Source organism: Acidimicrobiales bacterium (assembly GCA_022452035.1).
In the GTDB taxonomy this organism is placed as follows: domain Bacteria; phylum Actinomycetota; class Acidimicrobiia; order Acidimicrobiales; family MedAcidi-G1; genus UBA9410.
This window is the reverse complement of record JAKURV010000007.1, coordinates 1-20,224: the sequence shown is the minus strand read 5'-3', so window position 1 is coordinate 20,224 and position 20,224 is coordinate 1. Positions and strand designations below refer to the sequence as shown.

The 20,224-nt window shown below is 69.2% G+C and carries 13 protein-coding genes; 4 read left to right on the top strand and 9 right to left on the bottom strand.

What is annotated here, in order from left to right; all coding sequences use genetic code 11:
• Positions 1 to 19 precede the first annotated feature (19 nt).
• From ileS to MK181_03830, 8 genes are all read right to left on the bottom strand, one after another.
• Positions 20 to 3,205, bottom strand: a complete 3,186-nt coding sequence (gene ileS / locus MK181_03865) for an isoleucine--tRNA ligase (protein MCH2418933.1) — start codon at positions 3,203 to 3,205, stop codon at positions 20 to 22.
• 54 nt (positions 3,206 to 3,259) lie between these two features.
• On the bottom strand, positions 3,260 to 4,837 hold the full coding sequence (locus MK181_03860) for a FadD3 family acyl-CoA ligase (GenBank protein MCH2418932.1): 1,578 nt from the start codon (positions 4,835 to 4,837) through the stop codon (positions 3,260 to 3,262).
• Complete coding sequence (locus MK181_03855) at positions 4,837 to 5,697, bottom strand: phytanoyl-CoA dioxygenase family protein (protein MCH2418931.1); 861 nt, start codon at positions 5,695 to 5,697, stop codon at positions 4,837 to 4,839. Before MK181_03855 ends, MK181_03860 begins: the two co-directional genes overlap by 1 nt.
• Positions 5,698 to 5,708: 11 nt before the next feature.
• Positions 5,709 to 6,059, bottom strand: a complete 351-nt coding sequence (locus MK181_03850; protein ID MCH2418930.1) for a hypothetical protein — start codon at positions 6,057 to 6,059, stop codon at positions 5,709 to 5,711.
• A gap of 65 nt (positions 6,060 to 6,124) precedes the next feature.
• Positions 6,125 to 7,069 (bottom strand): TIGR03619 family F420-dependent LLM class oxidoreductase, encoded by a 945-nt coding sequence (locus MK181_03845; GenBank protein MCH2418929.1) that lies wholly within the window; start codon positions 7,067 to 7,069, stop codon positions 6,125 to 6,127.
• A gap of 14 nt (positions 7,070 to 7,083) precedes the next feature.
• Positions 7,084 to 7,932, bottom strand: a complete 849-nt coding sequence (locus MK181_03840; GenBank protein MCH2418928.1) for a CoA ester lyase — start codon at positions 7,930 to 7,932, stop codon at positions 7,084 to 7,086.
• A 65-nt stretch (positions 7,933 to 7,997) separates the two neighbouring features.
• Positions 7,998 to 11,351 carry a UvrD-helicase domain-containing protein gene (locus MK181_03835; protein MCH2418927.1) on the bottom strand — a complete coding sequence of 1,118 codons (3,354 nt, stop codon included), beginning with the start codon at positions 11,349 to 11,351 and terminating at the stop codon, positions 7,998 to 8,000.
• A complete protein-coding gene (locus MK181_03830; GenBank protein ID MCH2418926.1) occupies positions 11,348 to 14,509 on the bottom strand; it encodes a PD-(D/E)XK nuclease family protein in 3,162 nt (1,053 codons plus the stop codon). Before MK181_03830 ends, MK181_03835 begins: the two co-directional genes overlap by 4 nt.
• Positions 14,510 to 14,605: 96 nt before the next feature.
• Between MK181_03830 and MK181_03825 the strand changes: the two genes are divergently transcribed.
• Positions 14,606 to 16,159: an acyl-CoA synthetase gene (locus MK181_03825; protein MCH2418925.1), complete on the top strand. Its 1,554-nt coding sequence runs from the start codon at positions 14,606 to 14,608 to the stop codon at positions 16,157 to 16,159.
• A 90-nt stretch (positions 16,160 to 16,249) separates the two neighbouring features.
• On the opposite strand, the gene MK181_03820 is transcribed toward MK181_03825, so the two are convergent.
• A complete protein-coding gene (locus MK181_03820) occupies positions 16,250 to 17,554 on the bottom strand; it encodes an inositol-3-phosphate synthase (GenBank protein ID MCH2418924.1) in 1,305 nt (434 codons plus the stop codon).
• A 103-nt stretch (positions 17,555 to 17,657) separates the two neighbouring features.
• Here MK181_03820 and MK181_03815 point away from each other — a divergent pair, with 103 nt between their 5' ends.
• The 3 genes from MK181_03815 to MK181_03805 form a co-directional block, all read left to right on the top strand.
• On the top strand, positions 17,658 to 18,536 hold the full coding sequence (locus tag MK181_03815; GenBank protein ID MCH2418923.1) for a LysR family transcriptional regulator: 879 nt from the start codon (positions 17,658 to 17,660) through the stop codon (positions 18,534 to 18,536).
• Between the two features lie 142 nt (positions 18,537 to 18,678).
• Positions 18,679 to 19,923 (top strand): serine hydroxymethyltransferase, encoded by a 1,245-nt coding sequence (locus tag MK181_03810; GenBank protein MCH2418922.1) that lies wholly within the window; start codon positions 18,679 to 18,681, stop codon positions 19,921 to 19,923.
• Positions 19,924 to 19,960: 37 nt separating this feature from the next.
• Positions 19,961 to 20,224, top strand: a 264-nt coding sequence (locus MK181_03805) for an undecaprenyl/decaprenyl-phosphate alpha-N-acetylglucosaminyl 1-phosphate transferase (protein MCH2418921.1), incomplete at its 3' end; no start/stop codon positions are given.

The following is a 20,224-nucleotide window of genomic DNA, read 5'->3' as shown; positions in this document are numbered from 1 at the left end:
GTCCGGTCGGACCGCCCGATCAGGCGACGGCCAACGAGAACCGGAGGGTCGCCCCCTCCACGGTGGCTTCCGTGGAACCGTCAGCGTTCGGGTCGATGGTGTCGTAGACCAACTCAACGGCCAGCACCTGGCCGGCGACGTGGGTCTCGTGGGCCCGGATGGCCTCCATAAGGTCCTCGTCGCCGTCCAAGACCAGGCGGATGCGGTCGGTGACGACCAGCCCGGCGTCTCGTCGGGCTTGCTGAACCTGGCGGACTACGTCGCGGGCCAGACCCTCGCGGGTCAGGTCATCGGTGACTTCGGTGTCCAGGACCACGACGGCGTCGCCGCTACTCAGAGCGGCCGCCGTGACGCCGTCGGGCGACTCCACCCCCAGGTCGAACTCACCAGGCACCAACACCTGGCCAGCCACCGTCACCGTCCCGTCATCGTTACGTCGGTAGTCACCCGACCGGGCCGCCGCGAAGACAGCCTGGACGTCGCCACCCAGTCGGGGACCCAGGGCCCGGCCGTCGGGCTGTAGGACCAGGCGGGCATGGCCCTCCAGGTCGTCGGTCAACTCCACCGACCTCACGTTGACCTCATCGACCAGGAGGTCAACCAGGTCGACCAGCGTTTCGCTGTTCACGCCGGCCACCGTCAGGCGAGACAGGGGGAGCCGGACCCGTAGGCCGTGCTCCTCGCGCAGGCGGAGCGCCGTGGAGGCCACGTCGCGGATGCGGTCCATACGAGCCACCAGCGCCGGGTCCGAGGGGAGGTCGTCTAGGTCGGGCCAGTCGGCCAGGTGGACGCTCTGCCCGCCAGTCAGCCCACCGTGGATCTCCTCCATCACCAAGGGGAGGAACGGCGCTGCCACCCGGCTGAAAGTGACCAGGACGGTGTAGAGGGTGTCGTAGGCGTCCCGCTTGTCGGCATCGTCGGCGGTGGCCGTCTTGGCCCAGAACCGGTCCCGGCTCCTCCGGATGTACCAGTTGTTAAGGGCGTCGATGAAGGCCTGGATCTCATGGGCGGCACCCGACAGGTCGTAGGCCTCCATGTGGTCCTGAACCGCCTCGACCAGCAGGCGGGTCTTGGCCAGCAGATAGCGGTCCAGTAGACGTGGTGAGTCGTACCGCATCTCGGCCCGGTGGCCGTCGACGTTGGCGTACAGGGTGAAAAATCCGTAAGCGCTCCAGATGGGCAGCAACACCTGGCGCACCACGTCGTCGATGCCATCGTCGGAAATTCGCAGGTCGCCGCCTCGCACGATGGCCGACGACATCAGGTACCAGCGCAGGGCGTCAGAGCCCTGGTTGTCGAAGATGGCGGTCGGCTCGGTGTAGTTCCGCAGCTTCTTGGACAGCTTGGTGCCGTCCTCAGCCAACAAGATCCCGTGGCAGATGACGTTCTCAAAGGAGGGCAGGTCGAACAGAGCGCCGGCCAGGACATGGAGGGTGTAGAACCAACCACGGGTCTGGTTGCTGTACTCCACGATGAAGTCGGCTGGGAAGTGTTCCTCGAACCACTCCCGGTTCTCGAACGGGTAATGCACCTGGGCGAACGGCATGGAGCCCGACTCGAACCAGCAGTCCAGGACCTCGGGGACCCGACGCATGGTGGACCGGCCAGTCGGGTCGTCCGGGTTGGGTCGGGTCAGCTCGTCGATGAACGGCCGGTGAAGGTCATCGGGCCGGATTCCGAAGTCCCGCTGGATCTCGTCCAGGCTGCCGTAGACGTCTACCCGCGGGTACTTGGGGTCGTCGCTGCGCCACACGGGGATGGGTGATCCCCAGAAGCGGTTCCGGCTGATCGACCAGTCTCGGACGCCGTCCAGCCACATGCCGAACCGCCCGTCCCGGACGTGGTTCGGTACCCAGTTGATCTGCTGGTTGGTGGCCAGCAGACGCTCCCGGAGGTCGGTCACCTTGACGAACCACGAAGAGATGGCCTTGTAGATGATCGGCGTGTCGGTGCGCCAGCAGTGCGGGTAATTGTGCTCGTAGGTGTCGTGGCGGATGATCCGGCCCGCCTCCTTAAGGTGACGGATGATCTCCGAGTTGGCATCGAAAACGTTCTGGCCAGCCCACAGCCCGACCTCGTCGGTGAACCGGCCCCGGTCGTCGACTGGCACCACGCGGCCGATGGGAATCCCAGCAGCCTCGCAGACCTCCTGGTCGTCCTCGCCGAACCCGGGGGCCATGTGGACCGCCCCGGTGCCGTCGGAGGCGTCGACGAAGTCGGCGCCCAGCACCCGGAAGGCGTCGGTCCGGTCGTCGAAGAAGTCAAAGAGCGGACGGTAGGTACGCCCGACTAGGTCGTTGCCCGTGCACGCGCCGACCTCGGTGGTGTCCGACAACTGGTCCTCGTAGTGGGCCACCGCCTCGGCGCCCAGCACGTACACGGTGCCGTCGGCATCCCGGCGCAGGGAATAGGACACGTCGGGGCCCACGGCCAGGGCCAGGTTCGACGGGAGCGTCCACGGCGTGGTCGTCCAGGCCAGGATCCGCATCGGTCCGGGGTCCCCATCAGCCGGATCCAGGTCGAAGGCCACGGTGATGGCCGGGTCCTGCCGGGGTCGGGTGGCGTCGTCGAGGCGGATCTCGAAGTTGGACAGCGGCGTCTCGGCGCCCCACGAGTAGGGCATGACTTGGAAGGCCTCGTAGACCAGCCCCTTGTCCCAGAGTTGCTTGAACGCCCACATGACCGACTCCATGTAGGAGAGGTCCATGGTCTTGTAGTCGTTCTCGAAGTCGACCCACCGGGCCTGACGGGTGACCGTCTTCTCCCACTCACTCGTATAGCGCAGGACCGATTCTCGGCACGCGGCGTTGAAGCGTTCGATGCCGTACTCGATTATGTCGGCCCGCCCGGAGACCGGAAGGTCCTTCACGGCCTCCATCTCGGCCGGCAGGCCGTGGCAGTCCCAGCCGAAGCGGCGGTCGACCCGGTGGCCACGCATGGTCTGGTACCGGGGCACGACATCCTTCACGTAGCCGGTCAGGAGGTGGCCGTGGTGGGGCAGCCCGTTGGCGAAGGGTGGACCGTCGTAGAAGACGTACTCGGCCTCGGCTGGTCGGGCCTCAACCGACGCCGGGAACGTGCCCTCGTCCGCCCACCGGGCCAGCGCCCGTTCCTCCATGGCAGGGAAGTCGGCCCGTCCTACGTGCGGGTAGGGGTCGTTGGACGCGTCTGGGGCGTCGGCAGAGGGAGGGTGCTCGTCGGACATGACCTGGTGCAGGCTACTGGTACGTCCCTGCTGGCCGGGAGGAGGCGGTTCGGTTCAGAGAAGCGCCGCGCCGCGCTGGCGCAGCTCGAACTTGAGGACCTTGCCACTGGCGTTCAGCGGCAGAACGTCAATGACCTCGACCCGGCGGGGTGCCTTGTAGTTGGCCATTTCGTCGCGGCACCACGACACGATGTCCGCCGGGTCAGGGTGGGTGTCGGGGGCCGGTACGACGAACGCCATTCCCACCTCGCCGAGCCGGTCGTCAGGGATCCCGACGACGGCCACCTGACCGACCTCGGGGTGGGCCAGCATCAGGCGCTCCACCTCGGCCGGGTAGACGTTGAACCCGCCGTTGATGAACATGTCCTTCACCCGGTCAGTGATGTCTAGGTAGCCGTCGGCGTCCATGACCCCGATGTCGCCGGTGTGCAGCCAACCCTCGGCGTCGATGGCCTCGGCGGTCTGGTCGGGATCGTCCAGGTAGCCGACCATCACGTTGTAGCCGCGGACGACCACCTCGCCCGGCTGGCCGGCCGGGCACTCGGCTCCGTCGGGGGTGACGACCCGGACCTCGACGTCATCGATGGCCCGTCCCGAGGTCCCGGCGATGAGGGCCGGATCATCGTCGTGGCGACACATGGTGGCGATTCCCGACGCCTCGGTGAGGCCGTAGCCGGTCACCACCTTCTCGAAGCCGAGACGGTCGCGCATGGCGTGGATCATCTGGACGGGGATAGTCGCAGCGCCGGTCACAGCCAGTCGGAGCGAAGACAGGTCAAATTCGTCGAGGTCGGGGTGGTTCAGGATCGTCTGGTAGATGGCCGGCGGACCGGGGAGCATGGTGATTCGCTCCTCGCCGACCCGCCTCATCACTGCCGGGACGTCGAACACTGGGTGGGGAACGAGAGTTACGCCCTTCATCAGGCAGGCCAGGATCCCGGAGTTGAGGCCGAAGGCGTGGAAGAACGGATTGACCACCAGATAGCGGTCGCCGGCCTCCAGGCCGATGACCTCGCTCCACGCGAGGAAGGCCCGGCAGATAGCTGAGTGGCGGAGCATGGCGCCCTTCGGCGAGCCGGTGGTCCCCGAGGTGAACATGAGATGGCAGAGGTCGTCGCCTCCGACGGCTGCCGAACGAGTCGCCCGGTTGCCGTCGTCGACCGTGTCGCCTGCCTCCAGGAAGTCGGCCCACGAAGTGCACCCGTCGGGAACGGAGCCTCGGAGGATGACTACCTCGTCCAGCTCGGTTCCCCCGCCGACGTCGGCGAGCATCGCCACGTAGTCAGCGTCCAGAAAGTCAGTGACGGTGAACAGGACACGAGCCAGGGTGCGATCCAGGAGCTCGGCGGCTTCCCGGCCCCGAAAGCGAGTGTTGATGGGGACAAGCACGGCTCCCGCGCAGTGGGCACCCAGGGCAGCCACCGCCCACTCGGCCACGTTGGGCGCCCAGACAGCGATCCGGTCGCCCGCTCCGATCCCGTGGGCCATCAGGGCCCGGCTGGCGGCGTGGATCTGGTCGCGGTATTCGGCGAACGTCCATCGGAGATCCCCGTCGACGATTGCCTCTCGGTCGCCGAACCGGAGGGCGGCGTCGTCGACCAGGTCGGGGATGGTGGACCACGGCGCATTCATCAGTCGGACCCTAAGGGTCGTCGCCAGACCTCAGGACACCCAGGATGGTCAACCACCGGGTCGCCAGAGCGGACCTCGGCGTGGTGCGCCTTGGCAGGGGCCCCGGGCCGGATCTCGTATCGGACGCCGTCGCCGCAGTACCGGACCGAGACGGCCCGGCGCCGGCGGGTGGTCGACCGGTTGGGTCCTGCGCCGTGGAGGGTTGCGGCGTGGTGGACCACCAGATCGCCGGGCACGGTGTCGAAGCGAACCAGGCGAGGGTCGTCGAGGCGGACGGTGGGGACCGGCTCACCCCCGGTGCCCGGAAGGGGCTGATCGTCTACGAACCAGTTGGGGCGGTGGACCACCCCCGACCGGTGTGATCCGCGGAGGTACGACACGGCGCCGGTCTCGGCGTCAACCTCGTCGAGGGGCGCCCAGGTGGTACAGATCCGGTCCCCGGACAGGTGGAAGTAGCCCAGGTCCTGGTGGAAGGCGGTACGAGCCACGGTCCCCGGTTCCTTGACCAGCAGCGAGTCCTCGTAGAGGTGGATCCGGTCGGCCACCAGGAGGGTGCCGGCGATAGCCGGCAGAGGGGAGGCGGTTGCGAACCGGGCGAACGCCTCGTGGTGTCGCCAGTGGTCTACACCGGAGAGGAAGCGTCCGCCGCCAGGGTCGGCGGTCTCGGCCACCCCGGCCCAGAGGGCCGTCATGTCGGTGGTGGTTACCGGATCGACTAGGGCCTCCTCAACCGGGCCGGACAGCTGGTCTAGCCAGGCCGTGGGGAGAATCCCAGGGAGGTGGACGACGCCGTCCGCGGCGAAGCGAGCGACCTCAGCGGCCGTGACCGGCCGCAGGGGCTTCGAGGACAGCACCGGCATGGGCCGGCCGCCTACTCCTCTTCGTCGGAGGTCGGGGTGTCGGCGGTGTCTTCGGCCGGGGTGTCTTCGTCGGCGTCGGGTGTTTCGTCGGCGGTGTCTTCGGCCGAGGCTTCCTCCGGCTCCTCGCCGTCGCGCGCGCGCTGCCAGGCGTCGACGGCGGTCCGCCACTCAGCCTCCGCTTCGGCGACCGACTCCGCACCACCCCCGCTGTCCTGGGCGCGCTTCAGGGCCGCGGCCGCCTCGTCCTTAGCCTTGACGGCCTTGGCCAGGTTCCGCTCGGCAGCCTTGACGGCTTCAGCAGCCTCGGTCCGGCGGTTGAAGAGCAGGAGGGCCTTCTGGGTGTCGTCGTCGATCTTGACCATGGCCCCATGATCGCCGGTTCTGAGCCGACTCGCACCCCCGCCACGCGAAACTGTTCCGCAGGCGGTTAGAGCAGTGGCCTCACCTCAGCGCCGAAGGCGGCCAACTGGTCGAGGTACTCCTCTAGGGTTCGGCTGCGGAACTTGAGGTGGAAGGCGTTGGCTCCCGTTTCCCGGTCGGCTCGGAGTTCCTCGGCGATCCGCTCCGGAGAGCCGGTCAACCAGGCCGGCGGCAGGTCATCCGGAGGGTCGCCGATGTAGGCCCATCCGGGCATAATCCCGATGTCGAACCGGGCGTCGCCGCGTTCGGCCTCCTCGGCTGACCGGCGGATGGTGTCGATGATCTCCGGGTACTGGTCACGCGATGCGCCCATCGGGATGTAGCCGTCTCCCCGGCGTCCGGTCCGCTGCCAGGCGGCCTTCCCGGCGCCACCGACCCAGATGGGCAGGTCACCACTCGGCGGCCCGGGAGACACCCCGACGTCTGTATAGGAGAAGTGGTCCCCCCGGTAGCTGATGTAGCGGTCGGCATAAGCGCCTCGGACAGCGTCGATGCACTCGTCGAGGATCCGGCCCCGACGGTGGAAGTCCACGCCGAGCGCCTCGAACTCGGCCTCCACGTGGCCGGCCCCGACGCCGAGAATCACTCGGTCGTCGGTCAGGTGGGCCAGGGTGCCGAAGGTGCTGGCCGTCAGGAGGGGGTGGCGGTAGGCGGCGACCCACACCACCGATAGGAGGTGGATGGACCGAGTCTGGGCGCCTAGCCAGGCCAGGGTGGCCACTGGGTCGTACCAGGTGGTCCGCATGTGGGCTGCGTAATCGTTGTCGGGGACGGCCACGTGGTCGCACACCCCCACGAAGTCCAGGCCGGCCTCCTCGGCGGCCCGGGCCACCCGGGCCAGGTCCTCGGGGGTGGCGTCGTCCTCCCACGGATCGGCCAACGTTCGGGTCAGGGTCTGGATCGGCAGTTGGATGCCGTAGAACGCCTCACCCTCGGGAACCAGGCTGGCCATGTCGTCCTCCCCAGTCAGCCGGCGGCCAGAAGGGTGCGGGCCCGTCGGGCCACCGGCTCGTCGACCATCTCGCCACGAACCGAGATCGCCGCATCGCCACGGGCCACGGCTTCCCGGTAGGCGGCGTCCACCTCGCGGGCCCAGGCCAACTCCGCCTCGGTGGGTCGGAAGGCCTCGTCGGCCAGGGGCACCTGGGCCGGATGGATACACAACTTCCCGGCGAACCCGAGGGCTCGGGCCTCGGCGGCCTCGCGTCGGAAGCGATCGTCGTCGGCGAAGTCGGCCACCACCATGTCGACGGCCTGGACGTCGCCGAGCCGGGCCGCCTGTCCGATCTGAGCCCGGGCGGTGGCTACCTCGGTGTTGCCAGACGTACGGACCCCGCCCAGATCGGCCACGTAGTCCTCCGCCCCGAAGTAGCACCATCGGACCCGGGGGTGGGTGGTGATCGTGCGGGCATCGACCACGCCGGCCACCGTCTCCAGGCCGGCGACGATGGCCAGGTCGTGGTGCCCGGCACCGTCCAGGGCGACCGACACAGCGTCGACAGCAGCCGCCGACTCCAGCTTGGGGACGACCACCCCGGTCAGTCCGGGTGGCAGGCCCTCCAGGACGTCGTCGGCAAAGTGCCCAGTGTCGGGAGCGTTCACCCGGACGAACAGCCGCACCTGTTTGACCAGCGACGGCGCAACCTGGTGGGCCACCGCCCGGGCTTCGGCCTTGCGGTCGGGCGGAACGGCGTCCTCAAGGTCAATGACGGCCGCGCTGGGCGATGTTCGGGGCAGCTTGGCCAGGACGTCAGCCCGAATTCCCGGAGCGAACAGCAGGCTTCTCATGGTGAAGTCGTCTCCGCCGGAAGGCATGGTGCCGACGCTACCGACCACCGGCTCGTCGATCCGGATCAGGGCCGGAGGAGGCTGAGGACGAATCAGGCGCCGGCCAAGTCCCGGGCGATGGAGGTGACCTCGTCCATGGCCCCGGCGAGGTCGTCGACCTCGACCTCGGTGGCTCCGTCGGTGGCCAGAAAGCAGAGGAGGACCCGGCGGACGGGGAGGCCGGTGGCCCGCTGAGCGGCTACGGCGTAGGCGGCGCCCTGGAGCCGGTACCGGCGGGCCTTCACCGCCCGGTCGGCGTCGTCTGCCACGGCGTCGGTCTTGTAGTCGACGATGACCAGGCCCGGATGCGGGTCGTTGTCCTCCAGGAAGGCGAGGTCGATGTAGCCCTCGACGACGGGGGCGTCGTCGGCGTCGTCGACGGGCGCTGCCACGTAGAGCTCGCGCCAGTGGCGGGTAATGGCGGCTCGGCGGACCGAGTTGGTTTCCAGCCCGGCCCGGACGAGGGAGTCGATGGTCCGGAGGTCGCCCAGGAGGCCCTCGGTGATTGCCTGCTCGCGCACGATGTCCGAGGGGTCGGTGGTCGTGAAGTCGAGCACCTCGAGGGCGCCGTGGACGGCCCGGCCGACGCCGGTGCCGTGCCGGCCCACCTCGCCCGGTCGAGAGCGGTCCTCGTCGGTCGTCTGGTCGGCGCCGTACGCGGCGATGGCGGTGGCCGACACCGTCCGGGGCCGTGCCGCGGCCTCGAGGGCGTCGTCGCGTTCGGCCATCCAGGTCTGGCGGTCCGGGAGGCCCCGGCCCGAGGGCGCCCCGGTGACCGGCAGGACACCTCCGGTCGGCGACAGGTCGACGTCGACGGCCGCCCGGCCGACCTCGACTAGGGCGCCGGCCAGCAGGCGGCCGGGTCCCGGTCGTCCGGGCTTGTCCGGATCGACGTCGGTGTCCCGGTGGACCGAGACGACGAGGTGGTCGCGGGCGCGTGTGGCGGCCACGTAGAGGAGTCGGATCGTCTCGGCGTCCTTGAAACGCTGATCGACGCCGTGGGCGTCGCGGAACCCGGACGTCTGGACCCCCTCGCGGATGCTGACCTCGGCGGAACCGTCGGCGTCGAGGAGGAGTTGTACCCCGGAGTCGGTCCGGGCGGTCTGGGTCGACATGCCGGAGAGGATGGTGATGGGGAACTCGAGGCCCTTGGCGCCGTGGATGGTCAGGATCCGCACAGCGTCGTCGTCGACCTCGGGAAGCACCGTCTCGGCGACCCGGCCCTTCGCGTCGGCCTGGGCGAGGCACCAGTCGACGAACCCCCGCAGCGAGCCCCCGCCCACCTCGGCGTAGGCGCGGGCACGGTCGGACAGGAGCCGAGCCCGTCGCCAGGCGTCGCGGGGTCGGGTCTCGCCGTAGGCGACCTGGAACACCTTCCGGTCGTGGATGAGGCGTTCGAGAATCCCCGACGGTCCGAGGTGGTGGCGCCAGCGGTGCAATCCGCCCATCCACGCGAGGCCGGAGGCCACCACCTCCACCGTGGAGTCGCCGTCGGGCTGGTCCGCCTGGTGGTTCCACGTGCCGCCGTGGTGGACGCGCCAACGGGCGAGGTCGTCGTCTCCACAACCGAGGTACGGGGTCCTCAGCGCGGCGACCACGGCGAGGTCGTCGGTCGGGTCGTCGATGGCCCGGAGCACCATCAGGAGGTCGCGGACCTGGGGGGTGGCGAAGAGCATGGAGCTGGACTCGGCCCGGTAGGGGATACCGGCGGCCTCCAGGGCGGCCTCCAGGGCGGGCAGCGAAGTACGGGTGGGGAGGAGGATGGCGATGTCGCCGAAGCCACAGGGGCGCTGCCGTCCGTCGGTTCCCTCGACCGTCCAGCGATCGACGACGGCGGTGGCGATGGCTGCCGCTACGTCCGTAGCTTCTAGGTCCCGGAGCCCGGCGGCGTCGATCTCGTCGCCGTGGGCGTGTCGGCCCAGCAGGGTGACCGATGGTCCGTTCGCCGCCGCAGGTCGTCGCCCGACGAGGGGCACATAGCCGGGCTGGACCAGGTGGGAGGCGGCGGTATCCAACGGCGGCCCGGTGCCGATGAGATGGGCGAACACGGCGTTGACCCAATCGATGATCGGCACCGTGGTCCGGAAGTTTTCCGTCAACGCCACCAGGGTGGAGTCCAGGGTGCGGCGGGCGCGCAGGTACAGGGCGACGTCGGCCCGGCGGAACCGGTAGATGGACTGCTTCGGATCGCCGACGAGGAAGAGGGAACCGGGGTCGGGGGAGAAGTCGCCGGGGTCGAAGGAGGGCCCGACCGGGGAGTCCGGGTCAGTCAGCAGGAGGGCAAGCTCGAGCTGGAGCGGGTCGGTGTCCTGAAACTCGTCGAGCAGGACGCGGCGGTACCGCTCGTGGAGGGATGTCCTCACGGCGTCGCCGACGATGGGGTCGGCGAGCAGGTCGCGGGCGATGACCAGCAGGTCGTGGAAGACCAGGGTCCCTGCATGGCGTCGTTCGGTGGCGGCCTCGAGCGTGGCAGCCACCAGATCGGCGAGTAGACGTCGGAGCACGGCACCGGCCGTGGCCCGGAGGAGAGCGTCCCACAAATCCCGTGCGGCGTACGCGGCCTCCACGATGGCCGCCTTGTCGTCGCCCCACACCTTCTTGTTCCCGTCACCCCCGGCGTTAAGGGACTTCCGGTGGTCGTCGTCGGCGAGGACGCGGACCGTGTCGGCCTCGTCGACGGCGCCGCCGAGCGCGGTCTGGGCGTCTCGGATTCGGGTCAGCCTGATCCGGAGTTTGTCGTCCTCGTCGACGTCATCCCGGTCCAGGGCCAGGGCCTCGTCCATGTGTCCCAGGATCCCTGCGACGTCCACGGGGTCGGGTTCCGGAGGGGGCGGGTGGTTTCCGAGGAGGTCCCACCGGTCGTCGAGCGTGCGGGCCAGTTCGCGGAGGTGGTGGGGACGGATGCGCATGGCGTCGGCGAGCAGCACGGTCCGGGCGAGGTCGTCGTCGTCGAGCAGTCGATGCTGGAGGTCCGCCCACCGATCGTCGAAGCCGAGGTGGCTGGACACCTCGTCCAGCAGTTCGAAGCCCGGCGGCAGGCCGGCCTCCAGCGGGTGGTCTCCGAGGAGGCGACGGGCGAAGCCGTGGAGGGTGGTGAGCGAGGCGAGGTCCACGTCGGCCAGGGCGACCTCGGCATGTCGCCGACGGTCCGGGTCGCCGTCATGGCGGGCGACGTCCTCGAGGCTCCGCCGGAAGCCGTCGGCGAGTTCGGCGGCGGCCTTCTCGGTGAAGGTGATGGCGGCGATCTCCTCGACGGCGATGCCCTCGTCGACCACGAGGGCGACCATGCGACCGACGAGGGCCGTGGTCTTTCCGGTTCCCGCCCCGGCCTCGACGAACAGGTTCTCGTCGAGCGACCGGGCGATCCGGTCGCGTGGCGCCTGGTCGCCGGGTACCGGACCGGTCATCGGTCGCCTTCCGGCCGGTCATCCGCATCCACCTCGACGACGATGGTTGGATCTTCGTCGGTGGGTTCGGCCATGAAGTCGGTGACGAGGTGGTCGGCATGTAGGGCGAGGACGGGGTCGTCCGCCTTCCGATCCCGTGCGGCGCGGACTCGGCGGGCGTCCAGGCCGTCGGGGGAGCAGTGGTGACACCAGTGGGCCTCCGGCCGGTCGCTCTCCGGGGGGTGGTGGGGGAAGGCCCCGCCCTCGATTCCGCGGACCACCGAGGCCAGCACCCGCCGGAAGGCGGCCACGACCTCGTCGTCGACGTCGTAGCCGAGGTGCCGGTGGGACTCGGGGACCCCACCGACGAAGGCGTAGGTGGCGTGCGTGACTTCCCGGTTCTTCGTGGCAACGGCGAGTGCGTAGATGGGGAGTTGGAGGAACGAGCCGTCGGGGAAGTGGTCCTCAGGGATCGTCCGGTAGCGGTCCGGTTTCCCGGTCTTGGCGTCGACGACGACGAGCCCGCCATCAGCGACCTCGTCGACGCGATCGACGGAGCCTCGGAAGCGGAGGACCCGACCGTCGGCCAGCGTCACCATTAGCGCGTCGCCGCCGCCGAAACGGTGCTCGGCGGCGATGGGGCGGCTCCCGAATCGGGCCCGGAATGACGAGTCGAGGACCAGGAAGTCGTCGAGCTCCGCGGCGAGGCGGGAACGGATGGTTGGCCAGAAGCGGGGGTGGGCCGCCTCGCCGCGGGCTTCGGCGTGGCTGCACTCCTCGGAGAGGAGCAGGGCGGCGCGGTCGCGGTGCGCCGCGGTCCACGCCTCGCCGGTCCGGGGTGTCGATCCGTCGGCGAGGCTCTCGGCCACCAGGCGTTCGAGCACCCGGTGGACGATCGATCCGCGGACGGAGGGGGACAGGTCGGTCCGCTCCGAGGGTTCGTCGAGTGGGCGGACCCCGAGGACGTACTCGGCGAAGAAGGCGAACGGGCAGTCCACCCACGCCTCCAACCGGGTGGCCGAGAGCTCGCCGTCAAGGACGTCGAGGTCGACGTCGGACAGGTTGCCGTCGAACCGTGTCAGGGACGACCCGGACCGATCCTCCTGCATCTTGATGCCACGGTCGACCACGACGTCCGAGTTTCGGAGTCGATCCACGGCGTCCGGACCACCACGGACCGCGGTGGCGAGGTCGTACTCCTGGGTGGTTGCCGGTTCGTCGCGGTCGAGGGCGTCGGTGAACGAGGCCACGTGGTCGAACCAGTCGGCGGTGAACCGCTCGAGCTGGTCGAGTTCGGGACGGTGGCCGGCCAACGCTTCGAACTCGGCGAGGAGCAGGCGGGACATCGGTCGGTCGCCGGAGCGCCGAAGGTCGCCGCGGGGTTGGACCAGGACGATCCGCTCGCTGGCCGCGGTGAGCGCGGCGAGGAAGGCGTGGTGTTGCCGAGCGGCGTGGTCGTGACGGGTGGGAAGGCCGGTCTGCGCCGAGATCCGTCGGGCGTCCGTGAGCAGGGGGTCGACCGCAGCCCGGGTGGGCAGGGAGCCCTCGGCGAGGCCAACCACGATCACGAGGTCGGCGTCGAGTCCGATGGCCCGATCGATCCCGACCACATGGATGCCGACGCCGGTTCGCCCGGAGCGTCCGACCGGTCGCCGGAGTTCGGCGACCAGGGCGTTCCGGAAGCTCTGTTCCGGGGGAGCGGGTTCGACGTCGTCCAGTTCGGAGAGGGTGTCGAGGATCGCCCCGACCTCATCGAGGGCGAGGATCTCGTCGGCCGGCCAGTCCTCTCGGACAGCGGGCCCGCCGAGGTGATTACGCACCAGGCCGCGTATCCGCCGGCAGCGACCGGACCACGAGGCGTCGTCGGCTAACTCCATCAGCGACCGATCGAGCCTCCCGACGAAGCCGAGGAGTCGTCGGGCCATCTCGGCTTCGGAGGCCAGTCGCTCAACGAGCCACGGCCGGGCTTCCTCGTCAGCCTCCTCGGCGGCCTCGTCTTCCAGTTCGGTTGCCAGCCGGGAGAGTCGGATCGTCCAGTCGTCGAGGCCTCCGACCACGCCGGCCCGGAGCGCCAGCCTGGTCCAGGCCCTGGCCGGGACCAGGTCGTGGTCGGGATCCCAGAGGGGGACGTCGGCCATCCAGGCCAAGAGGTCACCTCGTCGGAGGTTCCGATCAGGCAGACCCAGGAGGCCGACCAGGAATCGTCCGACGACCGTCTCGTCGAGTCGTCGGACGCCGCTTGCGTGGAAGGTGATTCCCGCCGTAGAGAGCCGCTCCTGGACGAGGCGGGCGTCATCGGTTGAGGACGGGTGGACCAGGACGATCCGGTCCAGTGACGTCCCACCCTTTGCCGCCTCGACGATGCGGCGGATGGCGTGCCGGACCGCTTCGTCCTGTTCGGGGACCGATGCCACCAGGAGGGCCGCTCGGGAACCGGCCGGCCCGGCCTCGGGAACCTGGGCGCCGAGGGTGGCGGCCAACGCGTCGAGGCGGGGGTCCGCCGACACCGTGCCATCGGGGGCGTCGGCGTCGCCGACGATGGCGATCACCCGGGAAGCCTCGGCCAGGGCCGAGAGGAGTCGCCGCTCCGAGGCCACGTGGTCGCCCGGGAGGTGGAGGACGACGGGGGGCATCTCGACCATCCCGTCGGCGAGCAACTGGGCAGCCACGTCAGCTCGTTCGCGCTCGTCGTGGAACCGTTCCCGAAGCCGTGCGACCAGACCCCGGTGCAGGGCCACCAGGTCGGCCAGCATGTCGCCACTGGCCGCCAGGCGATCCAGTGCCCTGCGGTGGACCTCGCGGAGGTTGCGGTGGGCGGCGACCACCGAGCGTGCGACCGACTGGTGGTCGGCCACGCGGTCGAACGCACCAGGATGCTCGGTCAGGAGCCGCCGGGTGGCGGCGAGGACGACGGCGTCGCTGACCGGGCGCCGACCGGTCAACCGGGGTGAGCCGGCAGACAGCGACCGGGCCAGGTCGAGGAGGGTAACAACGTCCACCGCGGCCAGGCCTCCGGCACGGGCGGCTAGGCGTCGGCGGACCATCAGGCCTGTGGCGTGGTTGTCGACGACGATGGTCACCGGGGCCAGCGGGTCGCTGCCCTGGAGGTCCTGGACCGCTCCGGCCAGGGCGTCCGTCGCCGGTCGTCCGTACCTGGTCCGCAGGATCTCCGCTGCCATGGACGGACAATAAGTGAGCGCTGTGACATCTTGCTCGGCTCGTGACCCTGTCCCCGCTGCCGACCGGCCGATCCCGGATCGGTAGGTTCCGGCGACATGGACGACGACCTCCAGTACCCGGGCCGCTGGGCCATCGAAAGTCCCGACCGTCCGGCCATCGTGATGACCGGTTCTGGTCAGGCCATGACGTTCGCCGAACTGGACGCTGAGGCGAACCGCATCTCCCAGCTCTTCCGCAGCCTGGGCATCAAACCGGGCGACCACGTCGCCTTCTGTCTGGAGAACCGCATCGAGTTCCTAGCCGTGACCTGGGGGGCCCACTACGCCGGGCTCTACTACACGGCTATCTCGTCTCGGCTAACCGCCGACGAGATTGCCTACATCGTCAACGACTGTGGGGCCCGGGCCTTCGTGACCTCGCCCTACAAGGCCGACGCAGTGGTCGAGATCGACGCCGCCACACCTGGAGTCGAGGCCCGCTACGTACTCGGTGGCGCCATCGACGGTTATGCCTGCTTCGAGGAGGCGGTGGCTGCCCAGCCTGCCGAGCCGCTTCCCGACCGGACAGAAGGCGAGGACATGCTCTACTCCTCGGGCACCACGGGCCGGCCCAAGGGCGTCAAGCGCCCAATGTCCGACAGAGCGTTAGGTGCATCCGACTCGATCACCATGATGGCCGAAGCGCTCTTCGGGGCCACGACCGGTTCGGTGTATCTGTCACCAGCACCCCTCTACCACGCTGCTCCGCTGCGTTTTTGCCTTGGAGCTCATCGCATGGGCTGCACGATCGTGGTCATGGAGCGGTTCGATGCCGAGCGGGCCCTGGCCGCCATCCAGGACCACGACGTCACCTGGAGCCAATGGGTGCCGACCATGTTCGTCAGGATGTTGAAGCTCCCTGAAGAGGTCCGGGGACGGTACGAGCTGTCCAGCCTCGTCTCCGCGGTCCACGCCGCCGCGCCCTGTCCGGTCGAGGTGAAGCGACAGATGATCGAATGGTGGGGCCCGGTGCTGCACGAGTACTACGCCGGCACTGAAGGCAACGGCCTTACCTACACCAACTCGCAGGACTGGTTGGAGCACCCGGGCACCGTCGGAAAGGCCCTGCTGGGCGAGGTGATCATCCTCGACGATGACGGAAACGAGGTGCCGGTCGGCGAGGAGGGAGGGGTGTACTTCCGGGGCAACTCCAGTTTCGAGTACCACAACGACCCGGAGAAGACCGCCGGGGCGAAACTGGACGCCAACACCAGCACCTTGGGCGACGTGGGCCGCCTCGACGAGGACGGTTACCTCTACCTGACCGACCGCAAGGCCTACATGATCATTTCCGGTGGGGTGAACATCTACCCGCAGGAGGCCGAAAACGTCCTCACCATGCACCCGGCGGTGTTCGACGTGGCCGTGATCGGCGTCCCGAACGACGACTTCGGCGAGGAGGTCAAGGCGGTGGTCCAGCCAGTCGCCCCAGATTCCGCTGGCCCGGATCTGGCAGCCGAGCTGATTGCCTTCTGCCGCGCCCGACTCGCTGACGTGAAGTGTCCCCGGACGGTCGACTTCCGAGACGAGCTACCCCGGCACCCCACCGGCAAGCTTTACAAGCGGCTCCTCAAGGACGAGTACTGGGCGGAGCGCCAGACCCGGATCTAGCCTTCGTTCCCGTGGAGACGACCACGCCTGCCGATACCGACGTGGCGGCGCCTCGAGCCCGTCCCCGCCTGAGCCAGCGGTTGGGGCCGGTCAGCCGGCCTCGGAGTGGGTGACGGGCTCCTCGCCCATCCACTCCCGGAGGGTGTTCTTGAGCTTGGTCTGCTGGATGAACAGGTCGTGTTCGGGTCCGGCCTCAGTGGCCGCCTGTGGGGCCTTCAGGTAGAAGGAAAGCCACTCCTGCACACCCGATTGGCCGGCCCGGTGGGCCAGGTCCAAGAAGAGCGCCAGGTCCAGGACGATCGGTGCGGCCAGAATCGAGTCACGGCACAGGAAGTCCACCTTGATCTGCATCGGGTAGCCCATCCACCCGAAGATGTCGATGTTGTCCCACCCCTCCTTGTTGTCGCCCCGAGGCGGGTAGTAGTTGATCCGCACGACGTGGTCGATGTTGCCGTAGAGATCCGGGTAGGAGTCGGGCTGGAGGATGGCGTCCAGCACGCCCAGCTTCGAGACCTCCTTGGTCTTGAAGTTCTCCGGATCGTCCAGGACCTCGCCGTCCCGGTTTCCCAAGATGTTGGTGGAGTACCAGCCGCGCAGGCCGAGCATCCGGGCCTTGAAACCGGGAGCCAGGAGGGTCTTCATGAGGGTCTGGCCCGTCTTGAAGTCCTTGCCGGCGATGGGCACGCCATGGCGGGCGGCCAACTCGATCATGCACGGCAGGTCCACGCTCAGGTTCGGAGCGCCGTTGGCGAACGGGACGTCGCTCATCAGGGCGGCGTACACGTAGATCTGGCTAGGTGAGATGTTTTCGTCGTCGGCCCGTAGGCCAGCCTCGAACGCCTCGACGGTTTCGTGGACGGCGCTGGACTCCTGGTAGGCCTCGGTCGAGCCGCACCAAACCATGACCAGGCGGTCGCACTCGTTCTCGGTGCGGAACCGCTCAATGTCGGCGATGAGGGCCTGGGCTTGGTCCCACTTGGCGGTCTCGGACTTGACCCGGGATCCCTCTAGCTTTTTGACCCAGCGCTGGTCGAAGACGGCGTCCATGGCGACGATGCCCTCCAACTCGGCCGACACCGGGGCGAGGTCCCTTTCTTCCAGCACACCGCAGGTGCGGGCCGCTTCCAGCACGTTGGCCGAGATCGGGTCCCAGCCGCCGAAGACCAGGTCGTCCAGGCCGGCCAGGGGAACGAACTCCCGTATAAGCGGGTTGCGGTCCTCGTCGCGGTTGCCGAGGCGGATATGGGCCATCTGGCTGACCGAGCCGACAGGGGCGGTGAGGCCATTGCGGGCAGCGATCACTCCGGCGATGAAGGTGGAGGCCACGGCGCCCATTCCGGGGGTGAGGACTCCGAGGCGTCCGGTGGCGGGGGCGATGTCGAGGGGGGTGTTCATGGCCCACAGGATAAGCAGATCAGAAACAAAGATGAGTAAGATTCAGAAGAACTAAATTGTCGGACAGGGTCGGCGAAGCCTCGCGGACCGGAGGCTCCCATTCATGGCCGATACACCGACGCTCCCCAACCTGACCGTTCAGCAGCTGGAGTACCTGGTGGCCGTCGCTGCAGCGCCCACCCGAGCCGCCGCGGCCGCCACGGTGGGGGTTACCCCCTCGGCCCTCACTCAGGGTCTGGCCGAGCTGGAGCGACGGGTCGGTGTCCCGTTATTTGAGCGCCACGGCCGCCTCACCCGGCTGCGACCCCAGGCCGGCGAGGTTCTGGCCCACGCCCGGAGGGTGGTGGCCGAGACCCGGGACCTGGCCCGGTGGGCTGAGGCCCGCCGGACCGGGACGGCGGGTGCCGTCCGCCTCGGGGCAATCGACGCCGTGGCCGTCCACCATCGGGCCGAGACGGTGCGCTCCCACCGGCGGGCCCATCCCGACCTGGACTTGCGCCTCACCGTGGCCCCCTCCGGATCCCTCCTTGACGCCCTGCGGGTCGGTGACCTGGACTTGGTCGTCTGTGTGGAGCCGTCCGATCCCGCCGAGGGGATCGACACCGTCCTGTGCCTGGAGGAACCCCTCCACGCCTACGCACCGGACGGCGCAGCGGGCGGACCCCCTGAGGAATGGGGGCCGTGGGTGACCTATCCCACCGGCTCCCACACCCGGGGCGTGATCGCCGCAGGCCTCACCGTCCTTGGTGCCCCCTTCGACGTCGTCGCTGAGTCCAACCAGCCCGACGTTTTGCGCGAGATGGTCCGCCTCGGCATGGGCTGGTCCGTCCTGCCCGAAGCCCAAGCTGAGGCCGGCCCCGAGCCTTTGGCCAGGGTGCGGCGCCGCCCCATCGGGGTGCGCCGCCTGGTTGTGGCTCGCCGTTCCGGTGCCCCACCCGACCCCGCAGTGGACGGGCTGGCCGACGTCTTGGTCAGCGGGTGACCCGCCCGGTTACGGCCTACCATCTCGCCCGGTAGCCTCCCGGCGCGGTAGCGCAACTCGTTGACTCAAGGGGTCGACGACGGTGCTGCCCACCAGAACCGACCAGAGAGCGACCCCCGCTCCCGACCATCAGGTGGTCCCCATGCCCTGGCCCTCCTCCCGAGACGACGAGCTCTTCGGCTACGTCGCCCTCGAGCTCGAACGTCAGAACACGACCCTGCAGTTGATCGCCTCGGAGAACTTTGCTTCGCCGGCCGTACTGGAGGCCAGCGGCTCGGTGCTGACCAACAAGTACGCCGAGGGCTACCCCGGCAAGCGGTACTACGGCGGAAACGTGCACGTCGACGAGGTGGAGGACCTGGCCCGCGAGCGGGTCAAGGCCCTGTTCGGGGCCGACCACGCCAACGTGCAGCCCCACTCGGGTGCTAACGCCAACATGTCCGTCTACCAGGCCTTGCTCCAGCCCGGAGACACCGTTCTGGGCCTGAGCCTCGACCACGGCGGGCACCTCACCCACGGCTCGCCAGTCAACGCCAGCGGCAAGCTGTACGACTTCGTGTCCTACGGCCTGACCGGTAGCGACGAGCGCATCGACATGGATGAACTCCGGGATAAGGCCAGGGAGTCCCGGCCCAAGTTGATCGTGGCAGGGGCCACGGCCTATCCGCGCGTCATCGAGTCGGCACCGCTGCGGGAGATCGCCGACGAGGTTGGGGCCCTGCTCATGTTCGACGCCGCCCACATCGCCGGGCTCATTGCCGGTGGCGTGCATCCCAACCCAGTGCCGTACTGCGACATCGTCACCTTCACCACCCACAAGACCTTGCGCGGTCCGCGTGGCGGCTGCATCCTGAGTCGCGAGGAGCACGCCGCGGCAATCGACAAGTCCGTATTCCCCGGCTCACAGGGTGGCCCGCTAGAGCACCACATTGCCGCCAAGGCTGTGGCCTTTCGCGAGGCGGCCGACCCCTCTTTCGCCGACTACGCCCGCCAGATCGTGGCCAACGCCTCGGTGCTGGCCGGCGCTCTGGTGGGCCACGGGTTTCGCCTGGTCACCGGGGGTACCGACAACCACCTGATGGTCGTCGACCTACGGACGTTTGACGCCGACGTCACGGGCGCCGTGGCCCAGACCACCCTGGACCGGGCCGGCATCACGCTCAACAAGAACACCGTGCCCGACGATCCCCGGTCGCCGTTCGTGACCAGCGGCGTGCGGATCGGTACCCCGTCGACCACCACTCAGGGTATGGCCGAGGAGGAGATGGTCGAGATCGCCGACCTCATAGCGCGCGCCTTGCGAGGCCGCGACGACGATGAGGTCATCGCCGCCGTGAGGGCCGACGTCAACGCCCTCTGCGCCCGCTTCCCGGTCTACGGAGGCTGACCGAAGCCGCCTTCGGGTCGGGCGTCGGAGTCGATCGATGATGCCCGGAGTGCTGGCCCATCTTGCCGTCGGAGCGGTGGCCGCTGCGGTCACCGCTTCTGCCACGCCCCTGGTCCGACGGTTCGCCGTAGCCTCGGGTCTGCTGGTCGCCCCCGACGAGCGCAACGTTCACACGGCCCCCACCCCTTCAATTGGTGGGACGGCCATGTTGCTGGGTCTGCTGGCTGGGGTGCTGGTCGCCTGGCTAATTGGTGATTTCTCCGAGGTCTTCGCCGCTCCGTCGGAGATGCTGGGCGTGGTC